General features: G+C 41.4%; 16 protein-coding genes. All 16 read right to left on the minus strand.

Annotated features, from left to right (window positions below):
- On the minus strand, window positions 1-1,096 hold a 1,096-nt coding region (locus tag D8847_RS06345; protein WP_125841014.1), incomplete at its 3' end, for an MBL fold metallo-hydrolase.
- Window positions 1,097-1,139: 43 nt separating this feature from the next.
- Window positions 1,140-1,952 (minus strand): LicD family protein, encoded by an 813-nt coding sequence (locus D8847_RS06350; protein ID WP_084853419.1) that lies wholly within the window; start codon window positions 1,950-1,952, stop codon window positions 1,140-1,142.
- A 57-nt stretch (window positions 1,953-2,009) separates the two neighbouring features.
- A complete protein-coding gene (locus D8847_RS06355; protein ID WP_125841015.1) occupies window positions 2,010-4,169 on the minus strand; it encodes a LicD family protein in 2,160 nt (719 codons plus the stop codon).
- Between the two features lie 21 nt (window positions 4,170-4,190).
- On the minus strand, window positions 4,191-5,159 hold the full coding sequence (locus tag D8847_RS06360; RefSeq protein ID WP_125841016.1) for a glycosyltransferase family 2 protein: 969 nt from the start codon (window positions 5,157-5,159) through the stop codon (window positions 4,191-4,193).
- A complete protein-coding gene (locus D8847_RS06365) occupies window positions 5,156-5,992 on the minus strand; it encodes a LicD family protein (RefSeq protein ID WP_125841017.1) in 837 nt (278 codons plus the stop codon). The genes D8847_RS06360 and D8847_RS06365 overlap by 4 nt, the downstream gene beginning before the upstream one ends.
- Window positions 5,993-6,135: 143 nt before the next feature.
- Entirely contained in the window at window positions 6,136-7,431 is a 1,296-nt protein-coding gene (locus D8847_RS06370) for an LCP family protein (RefSeq protein ID WP_125841018.1), read from the minus strand.
- Window positions 7,428-8,276, minus strand: coding sequence for a prephenate dehydratase (gene pheA, locus D8847_RS06375; RefSeq protein WP_125841019.1), 849 nt, complete (start codon window positions 8,274-8,276; stop codon window positions 7,428-7,430). The genes D8847_RS06370 and pheA overlap by 4 nt, the downstream gene beginning before the upstream one ends.
- A complete protein-coding gene (locus tag D8847_RS06380) occupies window positions 8,273-8,749 on the minus strand; it encodes a shikimate kinase (protein WP_125841020.1) in 477 nt (158 codons plus the stop codon). Before D8847_RS06380 ends, pheA begins: the two co-directional genes overlap by 4 nt.
- Complete coding sequence (gene aroA / locus D8847_RS06385) at window positions 8,742-10,025, minus strand: 3-phosphoshikimate 1-carboxyvinyltransferase (protein ID WP_125841021.1); 1,284 nt, start codon at window positions 10,023-10,025, stop codon at window positions 8,742-8,744. Before aroA ends, D8847_RS06380 begins: the two co-directional genes overlap by 8 nt.
- Before the next feature lie 89 nt (window positions 10,026-10,114).
- Window positions 10,115-10,453: a YlbF/YmcA family competence regulator gene (locus D8847_RS06390; RefSeq protein ID WP_000065983.1), complete on the minus strand. Its 339-nt coding sequence runs from the start codon at window positions 10,451-10,453 to the stop codon at window positions 10,115-10,117.
- A gap of 10 nt (window positions 10,454-10,463) precedes the next feature.
- On the minus strand, window positions 10,464-11,567 hold the full coding sequence (locus D8847_RS06395) for a prephenate dehydrogenase (protein ID WP_125841022.1): 1,104 nt from the start codon (window positions 11,565-11,567) through the stop codon (window positions 10,464-10,466).
- A 9-nt stretch (window positions 11,568-11,576) separates the two neighbouring features.
- The gene (aroC, locus tag D8847_RS06400; RefSeq protein ID WP_125841023.1) at window positions 11,577-12,743 is read right to left on the minus strand and encodes a chorismate synthase; all 1,167 of its coding nucleotides are present in this window, start codon (window positions 12,741-12,743) and stop codon (window positions 11,577-11,579) included.
- Window positions 12,744-12,752: 9 nt separating this feature from the next.
- Window positions 12,753-13,820: a 3-dehydroquinate synthase gene (gene aroB / locus D8847_RS06405; RefSeq protein WP_125841024.1), complete on the minus strand. Its 1,068-nt coding sequence runs from the start codon at window positions 13,818-13,820 to the stop codon at window positions 12,753-12,755.
- An 18-nt stretch (window positions 13,821-13,838) separates the two neighbouring features.
- A complete protein-coding gene (locus D8847_RS06410; RefSeq protein ID WP_125841025.1) occupies window positions 13,839-14,693 on the minus strand; it encodes a shikimate dehydrogenase in 855 nt (284 codons plus the stop codon).
- The gene (aroD, locus tag D8847_RS06415; protein WP_125841026.1) at window positions 14,683-15,360 is read right to left on the minus strand and encodes a type I 3-dehydroquinate dehydratase; all 678 of its coding nucleotides are present in this window, start codon (window positions 15,358-15,360) and stop codon (window positions 14,683-14,685) included. The genes D8847_RS06410 and aroD overlap by 11 nt, the downstream gene beginning before the upstream one ends.
- Window positions 15,357-16,520, minus strand: coding sequence for a class I SAM-dependent rRNA methyltransferase (locus D8847_RS06420; protein ID WP_185757931.1), 1,164 nt, complete (start codon window positions 16,518-16,520; stop codon window positions 15,357-15,359). Before D8847_RS06420 ends, aroD begins: the two co-directional genes overlap by 4 nt.
- Between the last annotated feature and the right edge of the window lie 32 nt (window positions 16,521-16,552).

Genomic DNA, 16,552 nt, shown 5'->3' on the forward strand with positions numbered 1-16,552 from the left:
CTCTCCAGCCGATAGCCATTTCTCCGTCAGTCAAACGATATTTCCAATAACCATCTTCTTGATACCATTTTTCGTCAACTACAGGGATATCAGGGAAGGTATTTGAAACATTAGCAAATCCTTTATCGCTAATATCAAAAACGGTAGCATCTTGAGTTTGGCTCGCAGCATGAAAAACCTGAATATTTTTCTTCTGAAGGTATTCTCTGGTTGAAGCAACATTAATATCTCCACCAGTTGTCTGAATAATCATTTTTGGTGATAAGTTTTCAAGGAAATTAATCGTATTTGAAATTGTCGCATCATAATGATGGTTCCATTTCATCATATCAACCTTGCCGATAACTGGACCTAACTTATCTTCTGCTCCTTCGGCATTATCCAAATCTCCACCAAGATAGATTCTCTTTCCTGCCACAGTCACTACTGAAACAATGGAGTTGGAGTTATCATCTCGAACTTTTTTCAGATTCCCATCAGCATCATATTCATTCTTATAGTTATAGAGTTGGATATCCATATCACCTAATTTAAAGTGACTATCCTCATCTGTAATATTCTGAATAAGAGTAACCCCTCGTTTTTGAGCCGCTCTCAAAGCATTATCATAATTAAAAAGATTATCCCAAAGTCCCCAGTGTGAGGTGATCCGATCATCTGAATATTTTTTCAAATAAAACTTACCGACTTGATATCGATTGAGTATTTCATCCGCTCCACCAATATGGTCACTATGGACATGAGTTCCTAGAATAAAATCTAATTTTTTTACACCTATTTGATCCAGGTGGCGAATCAAGCGATCTTCCAATACTTGATTATTTCTCATGGAAATTCCCCAGCGGCTTGGATAGCGTGGGTCACTCCCATCAGGGAAATCATAGTCTTCTCCCATATCAATCAAAGCATAATGACCATTACTTTCCAGAAGGATGGCATCACTTCCAGATTTTGCTTTAGTATTTATGAAATGGATACGATTGCCCGAACCTGCAGAGATAGTATCTGCATCTACTCCTTGCGATAACTGAATCAGTAATAGAAAGAATGCGAGAACACTATATCTAACTGATTTTAATAACCATTTATTTTTCATCTTGAAAACTCCTTTATCTTAACAATAAGCAACTTTTACTAATCTAATCAATCCAGTAGTTTTTATCCCCTCCTGGGACTTGCTGCTCAATAGGGGGTGGAGTCATATAGTTTTCTCCAAATTCGTAGACAAGTACTTCATGGTACCTTCTCGGAACCTTGACCACAATGTTTTCATAAGGCATATCAATCAAATCATAGAGCCATTCTTTTTTTATACCATTTGGATAATAAGGGTCATAGATAGTACAAGTAAGATCTGTTGCTTGATCTACACTATACTTCAAAGCAAGACTCTCTAATTTTTGATTCCATAGCTGTGGAGAAGTTAAGCGGAAAATAGCTGATCCCATATAACGAGGGAGGTTTTTAAGTCCACCATTCTCAGACTTGATCCCTTTAAAATTCAAAGAAGAAAGGCGAACGAAATATTTGTAGAGTTTCATTTTCTTACGGTCACTTTCCTGTGTTACGACACCATCATATGGAAAAATGTCAACGCAAGTTCCCAATACGACCGTTGGGTCTACGAGGTTAGCATCTCGACGTGTCCTTACATCATAGACTCTCATATAACTGTATGGATATCCCTTTGTTTCTCTGAATGAAATCAATTTATAGTAGGGATGATTTTCATTTTGTAAAACCTTATACAGTTTTTCAAATTCATCACGCGCTAAGGAAATATCTGTATCATCATCCCAAGGGATGAATCCTTTATGGCGTACAGCTCCTAGTAAGGTTCCAAAATCAATAAAGTATTTGATTTGATGTTGTTCACAAAGCTCATGTAGATACTTTAAAATATCCAATTCTACTTGCTTGATTTCTTCAAGAGTTAAAGTTCTTTCAGACATAGGTTTTATTCTCCTAAATTTGACTATATTTTTAAACGTTTCTTAATTTCAATCCCGTCATTTAGACCTTTTAACAATCTTCCATAATTTAAAATCATGATGAGATACTCTTTGTTCAACCGGTGGCAATTGCATATAGTCTCCGTAGTCTGAGGTCAAAATTTCATGGTAGTGTTTTGGAATGGTAAATTCCTTACCTTCAAATGTTCCAGTAGTAACTTGTTCCAGCCATTCACGTCTCCACACTGGTTTGTTCATATCCTTGTAGATAAGATAATCCACTTGCTCATAATCTGAGACTTTACGGGATTTTGCAAGTTCTTCAATCTGGGCAACGTATTTGTTCGTATTGGTGAAATAGAAAATAATAACTGACACATAGCGTAGCAGTGAATTCAGTACACTTTTCGTATTGGTAATGCCTTTAAAGGTGTAGCAACTCAATTGACGTTTCTTTATCAGTTTCGTCATCTTGTTTTTAAATTCTACGTCATCCTCGTAGCCATCTACAGGGAAAATATCCACATAGATTCCCATATTTGAATCAATTCGTACATCTTCTTCGAGCAAGTAGGTATGGTTATCCTGCACTTTCATGAAGGGATAGACATAGTTGAGATTGTTTTTATAAGACATGACCTCGTAACGTTCATCAGGGTTAGCGATAAGGTAGTCTTGCAATTTTTCATAATCTTCTCGTAACATGCAGATATCCATGTCATCATCCCAAGGGATAAATCCTTGATGGCGAACAGCACCAATTAGACTTCCATATGCTAAGAAATACTTAACCCCAATTTTCTGACAAACTTCATGAATATACTCCATGATTCCAAGTTCCATCTCTTGAATTTCATTGACATCTGTTACTTCTTGGTACCGAACTCCTTCATCCCGTTTGCAGACTACGAGTCCATAGCCAATCGCTAGCCAGAAGATGATATTAATAAAGTTGGTTGAATACATAATCTGACTTTCAAATAATTGACCAAACAAGATACCGAAGAAAAGGATCATGATCAATTTATCAGTATTTTTCTTGGAAACAATCAAATACGTTAAAAAGCGCTTGATGACATAAGCCAGTACAAGAAGGAAGGATACCAAACCTAGAACTCCCGAACTGACAAATATGGTCACAAAAATGTTATGGAAATTCCCACCGATAAGGGAGTTTTGAATCTCAAATTTACTGAAATATTCTGTATAGTAATCTGGAACATTTCGTACACCATAACCAAAAATTGGTTTCGTACTTCCCATCTTGATGGCATTTTTCCAAATATAGGTTCTACCACTTGGTGTTGTTTCGATCAGATGGAGTTCACCGTTCTTCTTAGTGACAGACGAATCTGTTTCAGCATAGGATTGTCCTTTGTTTAAATCTAAGACAGTCGCTGTTTCAGATAAGATATAAATTGAAGTTGCATAGCTTAATCCAATATTAGTTGCAGTAATCAGCAAACCAGCAACTATAAAAGTGAGGAATCGTTTAACGATACTTCCTCTAGTAGCAAAGAAACTATAGAGTCCAATCATAAGAAGTAAAGAAAGTAAGGCTCCTCGACTTTGCATCGTAGCGAAGTAAACTAATTGAATCACATTGTTCAGTTTAAGATAAACAGAATATTTACTTCCTTTATGAATCAAATACATAGCCAAAATAATGCTAATGTATGAAAATATTGCACTAGCATTTGGATTGACAATCCCCCACAGACGGCCGTTCATGACACCATAGTAATAAGATTGTTCACCAATCTTAAATAGGATGAGGACTCTACTTATCAATAAACCAAACGCAAAAATTGCTGAAGAAAAAGATACAATTTGAACCGTATAGGCAATCCAGTCAAATAATTTTTTAAGTTGCCCTGATTGTAACATGGTAAATAATAAAACATAGGTTACCATGAAGAGAATTTCAATCACATTTCCAATCAGATGTCCAGAGCGATTGAAAATAGCTGATAGCAGATGACTTCCAGCTAAGAGTCCAAATAAGGATAGAAATTTGCGATCTGCTGTGATTTCTTTCCGCTTAAACAATAAGGTATAGCAAATATAAAGCACTACAATCGCTGATAATCCCTTGTAGAGGGGATTTGCTATCTTATAAACCAGTGAACTCATACTTAAAATCGAAATGAAAACAAATAGATACGCAATCCATAGTTTTGATTTTTCAAAGTATTCATCCATTTTTGAAAAATTCATTTTCAACTCCTTCTCATGATATTAGTTTTTTAATCCAACAATTTTCTTATATAGCCATGGAGAAATGACAAGTAAAAGGATCGCTACCTTGCGAAAAGTAGTGAAATAAGCATCCTTCCATATTTCACGTCGGTGCTGAACAATCCAAGTTCTCAGCTCGGCTTTCTCCTTTTGATACTCTTCACGTGAAGTAAAGATAATTTTATCGTAAACTGTGATGTACGACCAACATTCTCTATTTTTTAATTCGTATTTCAAATTAGGAAAGGCTTGTGAAACTTGAGCAATTATTTGCTTATAAACTTCTATTGTGTCAAATACATATCGATTAACAGATGTCGTTGCACTTCCCCCACGATGATCATAATAATAAACAGGTTTGTCAATAAATACGCAACTGCATCTTGTCTTTAGTAGCAATTCAGTTAAAAATAGAGCATCTTCAGCTAGGTGATAATTGGTATTAAACTTTTCATCCGCAAGCAGGTCTCTCTTAAACAGTTTTGCGACTGGAAAAAATGATGTTCTGGTAGTCATCAGCAGTTCCTTCATGGTTTCTTCTGTTGACCAGAGTTCTGTTTTTCCAGAATGTGGAGGTAAGTCTGTTACAATGCCGTTTTTGATATGGTGCAGAGGAGCAATTACAAAGCCTACATTCAACCCTTCAACTGCACTTGCTAAAGTAGCTAGGTAATCTTGGGTAACGAAATCATCGCTATCAATAAAGGTAACCCAAGAACCCGTCGCTAGCTGAATTCCCATATTTCTAGCATTTGAAACACCAGCATTTTCGATATGATAAACCTTGATATTCTCATACTGAGATGCTAAGTGATCACAGATCTGTCCACTAGAATCAGTAGAACCATCGTTGATTAGGATTAACTCAAAATGGGCATAAGTCTGTTGAAGAATCGACTCCACACATCGCTCCAGATAGGCTTCTACATTGTAGACTGGAACGATAACGCTTATTTTTTCTCCCATCATGCTCCATATTCTCCCTTGTACTCTGTATAGCTCTTGTCCATGTCTGCTATAATGGCGTCATGATGCGGTACTTGCTTGTCCGCTGGTGGTGGTGTCAAATAGTCCCCAAAAGCAGTGCTGAGATAGGCATCATAGCCAACTGGTATGGGCATCTCTGTTCCTTCAAATGGTAAGAAAAGATTGTCTTCAAAGGATGCGATTGGGTATTTGTTTCGCATGTAGCCGGGACCTGAGCATAATTCCGTAATTCCATCGCTCTCAGCCAGACTATACTTGGTCATTTCTTTTTCAGCTTTTTTCCAAATGCGATAACGTAGATATTTTGGAGTTAGGCCGAGTAAGATGCGACTTCCCCATTTCATGATGGCACCATGCTTTTCTGGGATAGTTTGGGCGCAAAAGAGTGAATAAATCAAGGCCCAACGAACCTGTTTCTTACGCTCAGCTGGATTTTTAGGATAATAATCCAAAGGCAAAACATCCAAGGCCAAACCGTGTGGTAAATCCAAATCCTTCTGATAAGGCTTGATACAAGTGGTTTCCTTGTCACGAATGGTAATAAAAAGGTTACGGTCTACAAAATCTTTGTTACTCTTTGACAAGAAATAACGCTCATCTGCATAACGAGGCCATAGTTCAACTAATTTTTCATAGTCCTTGCGAGGCATGAAAAAGTCTAGGTCATCATCCCAAGGAATAAAGCCCTTGTTACGAAGGGCACCAATAGCTCCTCCACCACAGAGATAGCACAACAAATCATGTTCTTTACAAAATGCGACGAAATATTCAGCCATTTCCAGACTACGAGCCTGAATCGCTTTCAAATCACTCATGTCTCTCCTCTTCTGTCCAATAACGAGTTATATCGTTTTATTATACCATAAAGAAGCCCTAAAAATCCATCAGATACTAAGAAAAATCAAAGCCTAAACCACTTTTTCACTAGTGATTCAAACTTTGATTTTTTTATAGTATTCTATCTCATTCCCATTTGGGCGAGTTTGGTCTGGTATTTATTTTGATCGACTAGAAGACCTTGCCCACCATAGACATCATAAGCGTCTACCCAGTCACCAAGTTCGGGAACAGTTAATCTTTCGATACCATTCTGAGCGCCTTCTATGACAGATAAACCATTGGTCAACAAGAAGCTATATGGTAGATTTGTTGAAGTCATCGCAAAGACTTTTCCAAGTGCCTCAGATCCTGTAAAGAGTTTGGTTGGATCTTTGATTTGCTCAAGAACAGCCGACATGACTTGTTGCTGACGTTTGGTACGGCCATAGTCTCCCTCATCATCATCACGGAAGCGAGCGTAGTTCAGCAAGGTGGATCCATTCATCTGCTGCTTTCCAACCTTGATGGTTTGGGTTGGTGACTCAGTCTCTGTTGCATGAAGGTCGTCTCCAACTGTGGCTTCTGTCAGAGGTTGACCATTCAATGTTGAGAATTGAGCATCAATCGTTACTCCGCCAGGGAAGAGGGTATCAATAGCTGTTGCAAAGGCCTGGAAGTCAACTAGGGCATAGTACTTAATATCCAAGTCAAAGTTGTCTTTTAGAACCTTGCGGACCATTTCAGCCCCTTTTTGCCCTTCTTGTTCCCCAAGTTCATAAGCAACGTTTAGTTTGTTATCCGTCTGTTTCTGGCCATTTACAATCTTACTGTACCCGTCGATATAAACCAAGTTGTCACGCATAAAGCTGACTAGTTTGATCTTCTTATCCGATCCACTGACATTCAGTACCATGATTGTGTCGGTACGGGTTTCTGCACTATTTTGACCGATACGGCCATCTGTCCCCATGACTAGGATATTCACACCGTCTTTGGTATCCTGACCGTTAAAGACCTCTACTTGAGCTGCCTTGGCGTCAGCTGGCTTATTTGTTGGATTGGCTGCTGACTGGAACCCTCGAAGAAACATAAAAATCATACCTACAACTACACATGTAATCAACAGCAAGAACCAAGTCAGTATTCGTTTGAAGCGAATTCTTCTCTTTTTCTTTTTGACTTTAGGTTGAGGAGCTACCTTTTCACGTTTCTTAGACCGGCTTCTACTGCCATAAGTCGGAAGATCAATATCTCTACCCCAAAATTCTTCTTTCTCTTCTTGTTGGAAATGATGAACTTCAGACTTGGGACCTGCCATCTTCTGTTGCAGATAGTCAAACTCCCTCCGTTCACGTTCGTTGAGGTAATGAATATTTTTGAAGAGATAGTCATAACGTAACTGCTCGTGATGACTTAAAGGATTTTCTTTGCTCATTGACTCTCCTTTTCTATATCAGTTATGGTAAAAATCGGGTAGGTTCCCAGTATCTTGTGCTGGATCCCAATGGCCTCTAGTTCTTGTCTGGCAAAATAAACCAGTTCTTTGTCACTATAGTCTACATCGATAATGAAAAAGTATTCTCCCAAGGCTGTTTTAAGGGGGCGACTTTCAATCTTTGTTAAGTCAATCCCTCTCCAAGCAAAGGTCGAAAGTGCCTTGTAAAGAGCACCAGGTAGGTTGTCTGGTAAGGTCAAGGCCAAACTCATTTTTTCAGCTTGTGAGTTCAAAGGAATCTTCGGTATCTCTGCCCCTAACACCCAAAAACGTGTGAAATTGGCTTCCATCTCCTGAATATCCTCTGCAATTAATTCCAATCCATATTCTTCGGCAGAACTTCTTGGTGCAATGGCTGCGTATGGCTGGTCTGGATGCTCTGAAATAAAGCGAGCTGCATAGGCAGTACTAGCGGTTACCTCTATTTTAGCATCTGGATAGTGTGCATCAATGAACCTCTTTCCTTGAGCTAGAGCCTGAGGATGAGAAAAGATCTTTTCAATTTTTGACTGACTTGGAACCACCATCAACTGCTGGTGAATAGGCTGGACGATTTCTGCAACTGCTTGGATACGAGCCTGATGAAAAAGGTAATCCAAGGTTTCATGAACACTACCCTCGATAGAATTTTCAACTGGCACCACAGAATAGTCCACTAAGCCCTGTTCATAGGCCTTGATAACATCTGTGATATTAGCAAAAGCCTGCAATTCCTCATGAGGAAAAGCTGTCTGCACAACATGATGCGAAAAAGATCCCTTAGGACCTAGATAGGCAATTTTCATCTTAGTTCCTCTATAATTTCCTCTGGGCTTAACTTGGTCACATCTAAAATCCGACTGGCTACTTCCTCATACCAAGCTTGTCTTTCATGAAAAATACTGGCTAGTTCTTCTTTACTTTTGTTGAGAAAAAGCGGGCGCTGATTGTCCTTATCAGCTGCGATACGTTGGTAGAGGGTTTCAAAATCTGCTTTTAGATAGATGTTATCAGCATTTTGTTTGAGCAAGTCGCGATTTCTCTGAGAAATGACAACTCCTCCGCCAGTTGACACAACTTGATTTGTTTCTAATAACTCAGCTAGGACTTCAGACTCTACTTGACGAAAGGCCTCTTCTCCCTTTTCAGCGAAAAAATTCGCAATGGACATGCCCAAACGTTCCTTGATTAAGGCGTCCATATCAATGTAGTCTGGGTTCAATCCTCTAGCGATTGTCGACTTGCCAGCACCCATAAATCCGAGTAATACCTTAGCCATGAATCAAGCTCTCCAAATCATCAAAGAAGCTAGGATAGCTGGTATTGATGGCTTCTGCACGGTCAAGTTCCACTTCTCCATCTGCAACCAAGAGGGCTGCGATGGCTGTCATCATTCCGATACGATGGTCACCAAACGTATTGACTCTCGCACCATGAAGGGATGATTTCCCTTTGATAATCATCCCATCTGCTGTAGGAGTGATATCCGCCCCCATGCTATTTAAAGCATCTGCCACCACCTGAATGCGGTCGGTTTCCTTGACCTTGAGTTCTTCAGCATCCTTGATAACCGTCACTCCTTCTGCTTGGGTGGCAAGAAGGGCAATAATGGGCAATTCATCAATCAAACGTGGAATCAAGGCTCCACCAATCTCCGTTCCTTTGAGGTCTGAAGACTCGACAGTTAGGGTTGCAGATTTTGCGACTGAATCGATTTCAGTTATTTCTAGTTTTCCACCCATGGCGCGAATGACATCAATGATACCAGTACGCGTTTCGTTAATGCCCACATTCTGCAGTACTACACGAGAGTTTGGAACAATCAAACCAGCGACCAACCAAAAGGCTGCACTGGAAATATCTCCTGGCACGATCACCTTTTGTCCGATCAGTTTTTGTGGTCCTTGAACTGTGATTTTCTTGCCATCCACACTTAAATGACCACCAAATTGCTGAAGCATATCTTCGGTGTGGTTACGAGTACATTCTTTCTCGAGAATAACGGACTCCCCCTGAGCCTGCAAGGCTGCAAATATCAAGGCAGACTTGACCTGAGCAGAGGCGATTGGCAACTCATAGTGTATAGGTGTTAGTTTTTTCGTCCCTTTTAGGCGAAGAGGAGGCAGGTCTCGCTCAGTTTGCCCTGAAATGCTAACGCCCATTTTTTTTAGAGGAATCGTCACACGGTCCATAGGGCGTTTAGAAAGACTATCATCTCCAAACATCTCTGCTTCGAAGTCTGCACCAGCAAGGACACCTGAGATCAGGCGAATCGAGGTGCCAGAATTCCCCATATCCAAGGCGTTTTTCGGAGCTTTTAAGCCATCCATTCCAACCCCTTGAATGGTAATAACCCCATCTTTATCCTCAATTTTAACACCAAGGTCACGAAAAACCTGCATGGTTGAGAGCACATCCTCTCCACGCAGAATATCATAAACCTTAGTCTCGCCCTCAGCCAAACTTCCAAAAATAATCGAACGGTGGCTGATAGATTTGTCACCTGGTACCCGGATACTGCCATGTAAGTGGCGAATGTTTGTTTTTAGTTTCATAGTTGACCTCATACTTGCAATACTTTTCTTATTTTATCACAAAAAAGCCAGAAATTCCTGAAATTTCTGGCTTTTATACAGATAAAATACTATTTCAATAATTCTGAAACAGGTTCAAAGACAATTTTTTCAATGTCCGAAAGGTAAATGGACAATTGTTGCTGTTTGGCAAAGAAATCTGACAAAAGAGCGTTCTCTTGGATTTGCTTGCTGAAGGACTGCATCTTTTCTTGGAAAGAGGCGTCTGGCATTTTCCCCGTTTGCGCCATGACTTGGATTTCTTGCTGGAAGGCGATATAGTCTGCAAAAATCTTGCTAGCTTGTTCATCAGCTTGGATGGCATCTTTTGCTGTCTTAACCGCCTTGTATTCTGGTAATTCGCGTAACCCGCGACTAAGTTCATTTGCACTATCGTAAATATTTGACATGATTTTCTCCTTATTTGATGACGACTGTGTAGTCCGTATTTTCTGAAATTAAGCGCTCAGCTCGTTCTAAATCTTGAGCATTTTTAAAGGAAATTTGTAGAATCCCGTGAATATCCTCACGGTTTTCTTCGTTGATGTGGATGTTGACCAAGGAAGTTCCTCGTAGCAGTTCCAAAATCCGCAAGATAACATCTTCTTCATCGGGAACATCGACATAGAGGTCATAAGAACTGTCCACTCCACCACGCTTATGGATTTCCATGGCCTGACGTTGCTCACGCGCTTGGTTGAAAAAGTTCCAAATCTGCTCTTCTTCCCCCTTGCTAATAGCCTGACCAATCCCATCTAAGCGTTCCTTGAAATCCTCAATCCGCTCTAGGATGGTCTCGCGATTGGACAAAAGAATAGAAGTCCACATACCTGGTTCACTCTCTGCAATTCGAGTCATATCTCGAAAACCACCCGCCGCAAAGCGCCTTGTCATCTCATGTTCTTGAGCATAGACAGCTGTTTGCTCCATGAGACCTGATGCCAAGATATGGGGAAAATGGCTAATCTGTGAAGTCACTCGATCATGCTCCTTGGCATCAATCTCGATAAAACGAGCATGAAGGCCTGAAAGCAGATCCTTCATTTCCTCAAGTGTGTCAGGACTTGTCAGGCTCGATGGAGTAAAGATATAGTAGGCATTTTCAAAGAGATTGACATCTGCCGAGGCAGCTCCTGTCTTGTGGCTACCAGCCATGGGATGAGCCCCGACAAAACGAATTGACTTGCCAGCCAAGTATTCCTCAGCAACTTCCACAATGGCAGCCTTGGTAGAGCCCGCATCTGAAATAATGACGCCTTCTTTCAAGTTCAAACCTGCCAACTCCTTAATAAAAGCAATGGTCTGTTTGATTGGCAAGGTCAGAATGATGACATCTGCTAGGGGCGCGAAACTGGCAAAATCATCCGTCGCACGGTCTATCATACCTCGCTCCAAGGCAATGTCTCTCGAAGCCTGACTGCGATTATAACCCAAAATTTCATAATCAGGATGATCACGCTTGATACCGAGTGCCATCGAAGCACCAATCAAACCGAGACCTGCGATATAGATGGTTTTTGCCATAAGGACTCCTTAATAGTTCTTTGTATAGTCTCGGTGCTTGGTAACTGCCTCTTTTAATTCCTCTAGATTGTCAGATGAGAATTTTTCAAGGATTTCTTGTGCCAGAACCGTTGCCACAACGGCTTCCATGACCACACCTGCTGCTGGAAGAGCGGTCGGATCACTTCTCTCCACGGTTGCCTTGTAAGGTTCGTGGGTTTCGATATCCACACTCATGAGTGGTTTATAGAGAGTGGGAATGGGTTTCATAACACCACGAACAACAATGGGTTGCCCATTGGTCATACCACCTTCGAAACCACCTAGATTATTGGTACGACGAGTATAGCCGTCTTCTTTAGACCAGAGAATTTCATCCATAACTTGGCTGCCTTTGCGGTAACCAGCTTCAAATCCAAGACCAAATTCCACCCCTTTAAAGGCATTGATAGAAACAACGGCTTGGGCCAATCGCGCATCCAATTTTCTGTCCCATTGGACATAGGAGCCAAGGCCAACTGGAACGCCTCCGACGACTGTCTCCACAACCCCACCGATGGTATCACCGTCACGTTTGATTTGGTCAATATAGTCCTTGATTTCTTGCTCCCGTTCTTGGTTGACAATAGAAACTTCAGACTGGGCAGCTCGTTCCTTAATCTCCGCAACTGTCAGATTTTCAGGTATATCGATTTCCTTACCACCAAAGACCACGACATGGTTAGCAATCTCCATATCTAGCTCAGCTAAGAGACGTTTGGCTACTGCCCCAACTGCCACTCGCATGGTGGTTTCACGAGCAGATGACCGCTCCAAAGAATTTCGCAAATCATCAAAACGGTACTTGATGCCCCCAACCAAGTCGGCGTGACCTGGACGAGGATGAGTGATTTTCCGTTTGCTTTTTAGGCGGTCTTCAATGTCCTCAGCAGACATGATATCCAGCCATTTTTGGTGGTCTTTATTGACGACATCCATGGTAATGGGAGCCCCTGTCGTTTTCCCGTGACGAACGCCCGATGTAAAGACAACCTGGTCACTCTCAATCTTCATACGACCACCACGACCATATCCACCCTGACGACGTTTAAGGTCCCCATTAATATCCTCAGCTGTCAAAGGAAGTCCAGCTGGAATTCCCTCGATGATAGCTGTCAGACGCGGACCGTGTGATTCTCCTGCAGTTAAATATCTCATAGGTTCTCCTTATTTTACCAAGTAGTCTTTCATCTCTTCCAGAGAAACTGGGTGAATGGTCGCTGAACCAAGCTCTGGTACCAAGACCAATTTCAAGGTGTTCCCACGCGCTTTCTTATCATGAGTCAAAGCTTGATAAAGTTTATCAACATCCCAGTTTTCATAGTCAACAGGCAAACCAAATTTCTGGCACATCTCTGTGATAGATTGGGTAATACCAGCTGGCATAAGGCCTTTTCCCTCAGCAACCTTGGAAATCTGCACCATTCCCATAGCCACAGCTTCTCCATGCATGACTTTCCCATAACCAGCCGTTGCTTCAATAGCATGGCCAATAGTGTGGCCAAAATTGAGGTAAAGGCGAACACCGTTGTCTAACTCATCCTCAACCACCATCTTGCGCTTCACCTGACAAGAATGTTCTATCAAAGTCTCTGCTTGTTCCAGCATGCTCTCAACAGAACCATCTAGCTCCGTTAAGAGAGCCCATAGTTCTGGGTCCTCAATCAAGCCATACTTGATGACCTCACCCATTCCTTCAATCAACTCTCTTTTTCCGAGTGTTTCTAGGACAAGCGGATCAATCAGAACCCCGTCAGGTTGGGCAAAAGTCCCCACCATGTTCTTAGCGAATGGAGTGTTGACGCCTGTCTTACCACCGATAGAAGAATCAACCTGGGCTGTCAAACTAGTCGGAATCTGAACAAAGTGAATACCCCGCATATAGGTAGAAGCTACGAAACCAGCTAGGTCCCCAACGACACCACCACCAAGAGCCACGATTCCATCGCTACGAGTCAACCCCTGCTTAACTAGAAACTCATAGACTTTCTGAACAGTGGTTAAATTCTTTCTTTCTTCCCCTTCTAAGAAATCAAAAACAGCTACCTGAAAACCAGCATCTTCTAGGCTGAGCTTAACCTTCTCTGCATAGAGAGAAGCTACATGGTTGTCGGTTACGATAACCACTTTTTGAGGTTGCCAGAGTTCTTTCAACCATTGACCAGCCTGAGCTAGACAACCTTTTTCAATCTGAATATCATAAGGATGATGCGGAATATCGATTCTGATTTTCATAGTAGGGTCTCCTTTTCACTATTTATATTTTTCTGTTAAGGACTGCCAAATCTCGTCTGTCGGCATTTCTTTACCTGTCCACAATTGAAAAGCTTCAGCAGCTTGATAGAGCAACATTCCCAGACCATTGACAGCTGGATTGCCCTGGCTTCTAGCCCATTTCAAAAACGGCGTTTCAAAGGGTTGGTAAATAATATCTGCGACCAAGAGAGCCTCTGGCAAATTGATGCTTTCTGGAACTGGGGACGACTGACCATCCATTCCCACACTAGTCGCATTGACGAGCAGGTCCGACTCGGCAATCCTTTCCTGCAAGACAGAAATATCTTCTAAAGCATACAAGTCTACTTTAAATCCTGTCTGTTCCTGTATCTTGGTCAGATAAGGTCTTGTTTTTTCCATGGAAACTGAACGAACAAAGACTGAAATCTGACTGACGCCATCCAAAATAGCCTGTGCCAAGATTGATTTGGCCGCACCACCTGCTCCCAGAATGGTCATTTTCTTATCCGAGATTGTAAAAGAAGGCAAGCTCTTAAAAAATCCCTTGCCATCTGTATTATATCCAATTAACGTTCCGTCTTGATTAACAACTGTGTTGACCGCCCCAATCAAACGAGCTTCATCACTCAACTCATCCAGATAAGGAATCACTTGTTCCTTGTAAGGCATAGACAGGTTGATTCCAAACATCTGGTAACGGCGAATATTGGCGACTGTTTCTGCCAAGTCACCTGCTTCAATCTCCCAAGCCACATAGACACCATTGGTAGCTGTCGCCTCAAAGGCCCTATTATGGATGAAGGGTGAAATAGAGTGTTTGATGGGATTTGCAACAACTGCAGCTAAACGCGTATAGCCATCAAGCTTCATCCAAAATCTCCCTGATTTTCTTCATGTTTGATAGAGAGATCTGACCTGGGGCACTCGCTTCATCTAGACTAGCAAATGACCAACTCGAACCCGTCACATCTGAAGTAATGCGTGATACCTTGCCCATTTTCCCCATGGAAATGGTCACGTACTCTTGCTCAGGATTGAGTGTTTTAAATCCTCGTGTGTAGTTCATCAAGTCTAAAACATCTTGCTCCGTGTGGGCCATGACAGATACCTTGACCACTTTTGGAGAGAGGCTGGTCAACTCAGACAGGATTTCCATCATATTTTCAGGTGTCCCCTGGAAATTATGATAACTCAAAACTAGATTTGGAAAATCCAACATTTCCTCAAAAACGTCCTTGTAGCTGTAGTACTCAAAATCAATATAGTCTGGTTGATAGAGTTGCGCCACTTCCTTGATGATTTGAACATACTCTTCTGAGGAAAGTTCGATTTCTCCTCCCTCAGCGCGAGTCCGAAGTGTAAAAACCAGTTCGCGTCCTGCAAATTTCTCAAAAATAGCGGGTGCTACCTGTAAAATAGCGTCCTTTGCAAGAAAGTCCGCACGCCACTCAATGATATCGGCATCTTTATACCTAGTGGCATCCAGTTCTTGCGCTTCTTCTAAACTTCTTGGCATTACTGAGACGACTAACTTCATTTACTAACCTTCATACTAATCACCTTGAGGTAATTACTGCTTTCATCTTTTTTATTATAGGCAAAGTCTGCTGGAAGACCATATTGGTTTAAAATCTGATACCTTCTTCCTGCAAAACCTTTATCAATTTGTTCTGTAAATTTCTGGCGGGAAACATTGGCAGCATTGGTACTAGCAATGATAATGCCTCCCGGATTTAAAATCTCTAGACTCTGGGAAATCAGCTTGTGATAGTCCTTCGCCACAGAAAATGTTTGTTTTTTATTCCGTGCAAAGCTTGGCGGATCTAAGACAATCACATCATAGGTCAATCCTTTTCGCTTAGCATACTTGAAGTATTCAAAGACATCCATGACGATAAAACGGTGATTGTCCGTACTGAATCCATTTGCCTGAAAATGAGCTTCTGATAGCTCTCTCGATCGTTTGGCCAAGTCGACAGAAGTCGTCTCACTGGCGCCTCCCATAGCTGCAGCAACTGAAAAGGCAGCCGTATAGGAAAACATATTGAGCAAGGATTTACCCATGGCTAGACCATCCACCAAACTCCTACGAACCTCGTGCTGATCTAGGAAAATCCCTGTCATCAAGCCATCATTCATAAAGACTTGATAGAGCACGCCATTCTCAAGAACAGTAAAATAGTCTGGCGCTTCCTCACCATAAACATGGGCAGATTCGTAATCTAGACCTTTAAAACGAATCTTTTCGTACGCTCCCAAGACCTCAGGAAAAACTTCCTTAAAAGCCTTTACTATCAACTTCCGAATCTGGTAAACAAACGAGTTGTACCACGAAAAGACAGCATAATCTCCGTAGAGATCGATAGTCAGGCCACCAAAACCATCCCCCTCTTGGTTAAAAAGGCGAAAGGCAGTGGTCAAGTCATCTTGATAATAAGGCATTCTAGCTTCCTTTGCCTTACGAAACAGAGATTCAAAGAAGATTTGACTAAAGCTAACCTTTTCCCTGCTGACCAACCAACCGATTCCCTTGTTCTGTTGAGAAAGATAGGCACTCCCTAAAAACTTCCCGTCTTGACTAAGAACTTCTACTGCCTGATCCGTCAGATCAATATCTCTTAAATCACTTGCTTCCAAAAGAACTAGACCCTTAGCTAGCTTTTTTTCAACACGTCTGCTGACCCTAATTCTATTCATAGCTACTATTATAGCAAATTTTATGACAATTC

Source organism: Streptococcus mitis (assembly GCF_003942795.1).
Taxonomy (GTDB): Bacteria; Bacillota; Bacilli; order Lactobacillales; family Streptococcaceae; genus Streptococcus; species Streptococcus mitis_BJ.

What these genes read in the sequence shown, in the direction of transcription:
- D8847_RS06350 (WP_084853419.1), bottom strand. Translation starts at nt 1,952, where the DNA reads ATGTCTGAAAGAACTTTAACTCTTGAAGAAATCAAGCAAGTAGAATTG.
- D8847_RS06355 (WP_125841015.1), bottom strand. Translation starts at nt 4,169, where the DNA reads ATGAATTTTTCAAAAATGGATGAATACTTTGAAAAATCAAAACTATGG.
- D8847_RS06360 (WP_125841016.1), bottom strand. Translation starts at nt 5,159, where the DNA reads ATGATGGGAGAAAAAATAAGCGTTATCGTTCCAGTCTACAATGTAGAA.
- D8847_RS06365 (WP_125841017.1), bottom strand. Translation starts at nt 5,992, where the DNA reads ATGAGTGATTTGAAAGCGATTCAGGCTCGTAGTCTGGAAATGGCTGAA.
- D8847_RS06370 (WP_125841018.1), bottom strand. Translation starts at nt 7,431, where the DNA reads ATGAGCAAAGAAAATCCTTTAAGTCATCACGAGCAGTTACGTTATGAC.
- pheA (WP_125841019.1), bottom strand. Translation starts at nt 8,276, where the DNA reads ATGAAAATTGCCTATCTAGGTCCTAAGGGATCTTTTTCGCATCATGTT.
- D8847_RS06380 (WP_125841020.1), bottom strand. Translation starts at nt 8,749, where the DNA reads ATGGCTAAGGTATTACTCGGATTTATGGGTGCTGGCAAGTCGACAATC.
- aroA (WP_125841021.1), bottom strand. Translation starts at nt 10,025, where the DNA reads ATGAAACTAAAAACAAACATTCGCCACTTACATGGCAGTATCCGGGTA.
- D8847_RS06390 (WP_000065983.1), bottom strand. Translation starts at nt 10,453, where the DNA reads ATGTCAAATATTTACGATAGTGCAAATGAACTTAGTCGCGGGTTACGC.
- D8847_RS06395 (WP_125841022.1), bottom strand. Translation starts at nt 11,567, where the DNA reads ATGGCAAAAACCATCTATATCGCAGGTCTCGGTTTGATTGGTGCTTCG.
- aroC (WP_125841023.1), bottom strand. Translation starts at nt 12,743, where the DNA reads ATGAGATATTTAACTGCAGGAGAATCACACGGTCCGCGTCTGACAGCT.
- aroB (WP_125841024.1), bottom strand. Translation starts at nt 13,820, where the DNA reads ATGAAAATCAGAATCGATATTCCGCATCATCCTTATGATATTCAGATT.
- D8847_RS06410 (WP_125841025.1), bottom strand. Translation starts at nt 14,693, where the DNA reads ATGAAGCTTGATGGCTATACGCGTTTAGCTGCAGTTGTTGCAAATCCC.
- aroD (WP_125841026.1), bottom strand. Translation starts at nt 15,360, where the DNA reads ATGAAGTTAGTCGTCTCAGTAATGCCAAGAAGTTTAGAAGAAGCGCAA.
- D8847_RS06420 (WP_185757931.1), bottom strand. Translation starts at nt 16,520, where the DNA reads ATGAATAGAATTAGGGTCAGCAGACGTGTTGAAAAAAAGCTAGCTAAG.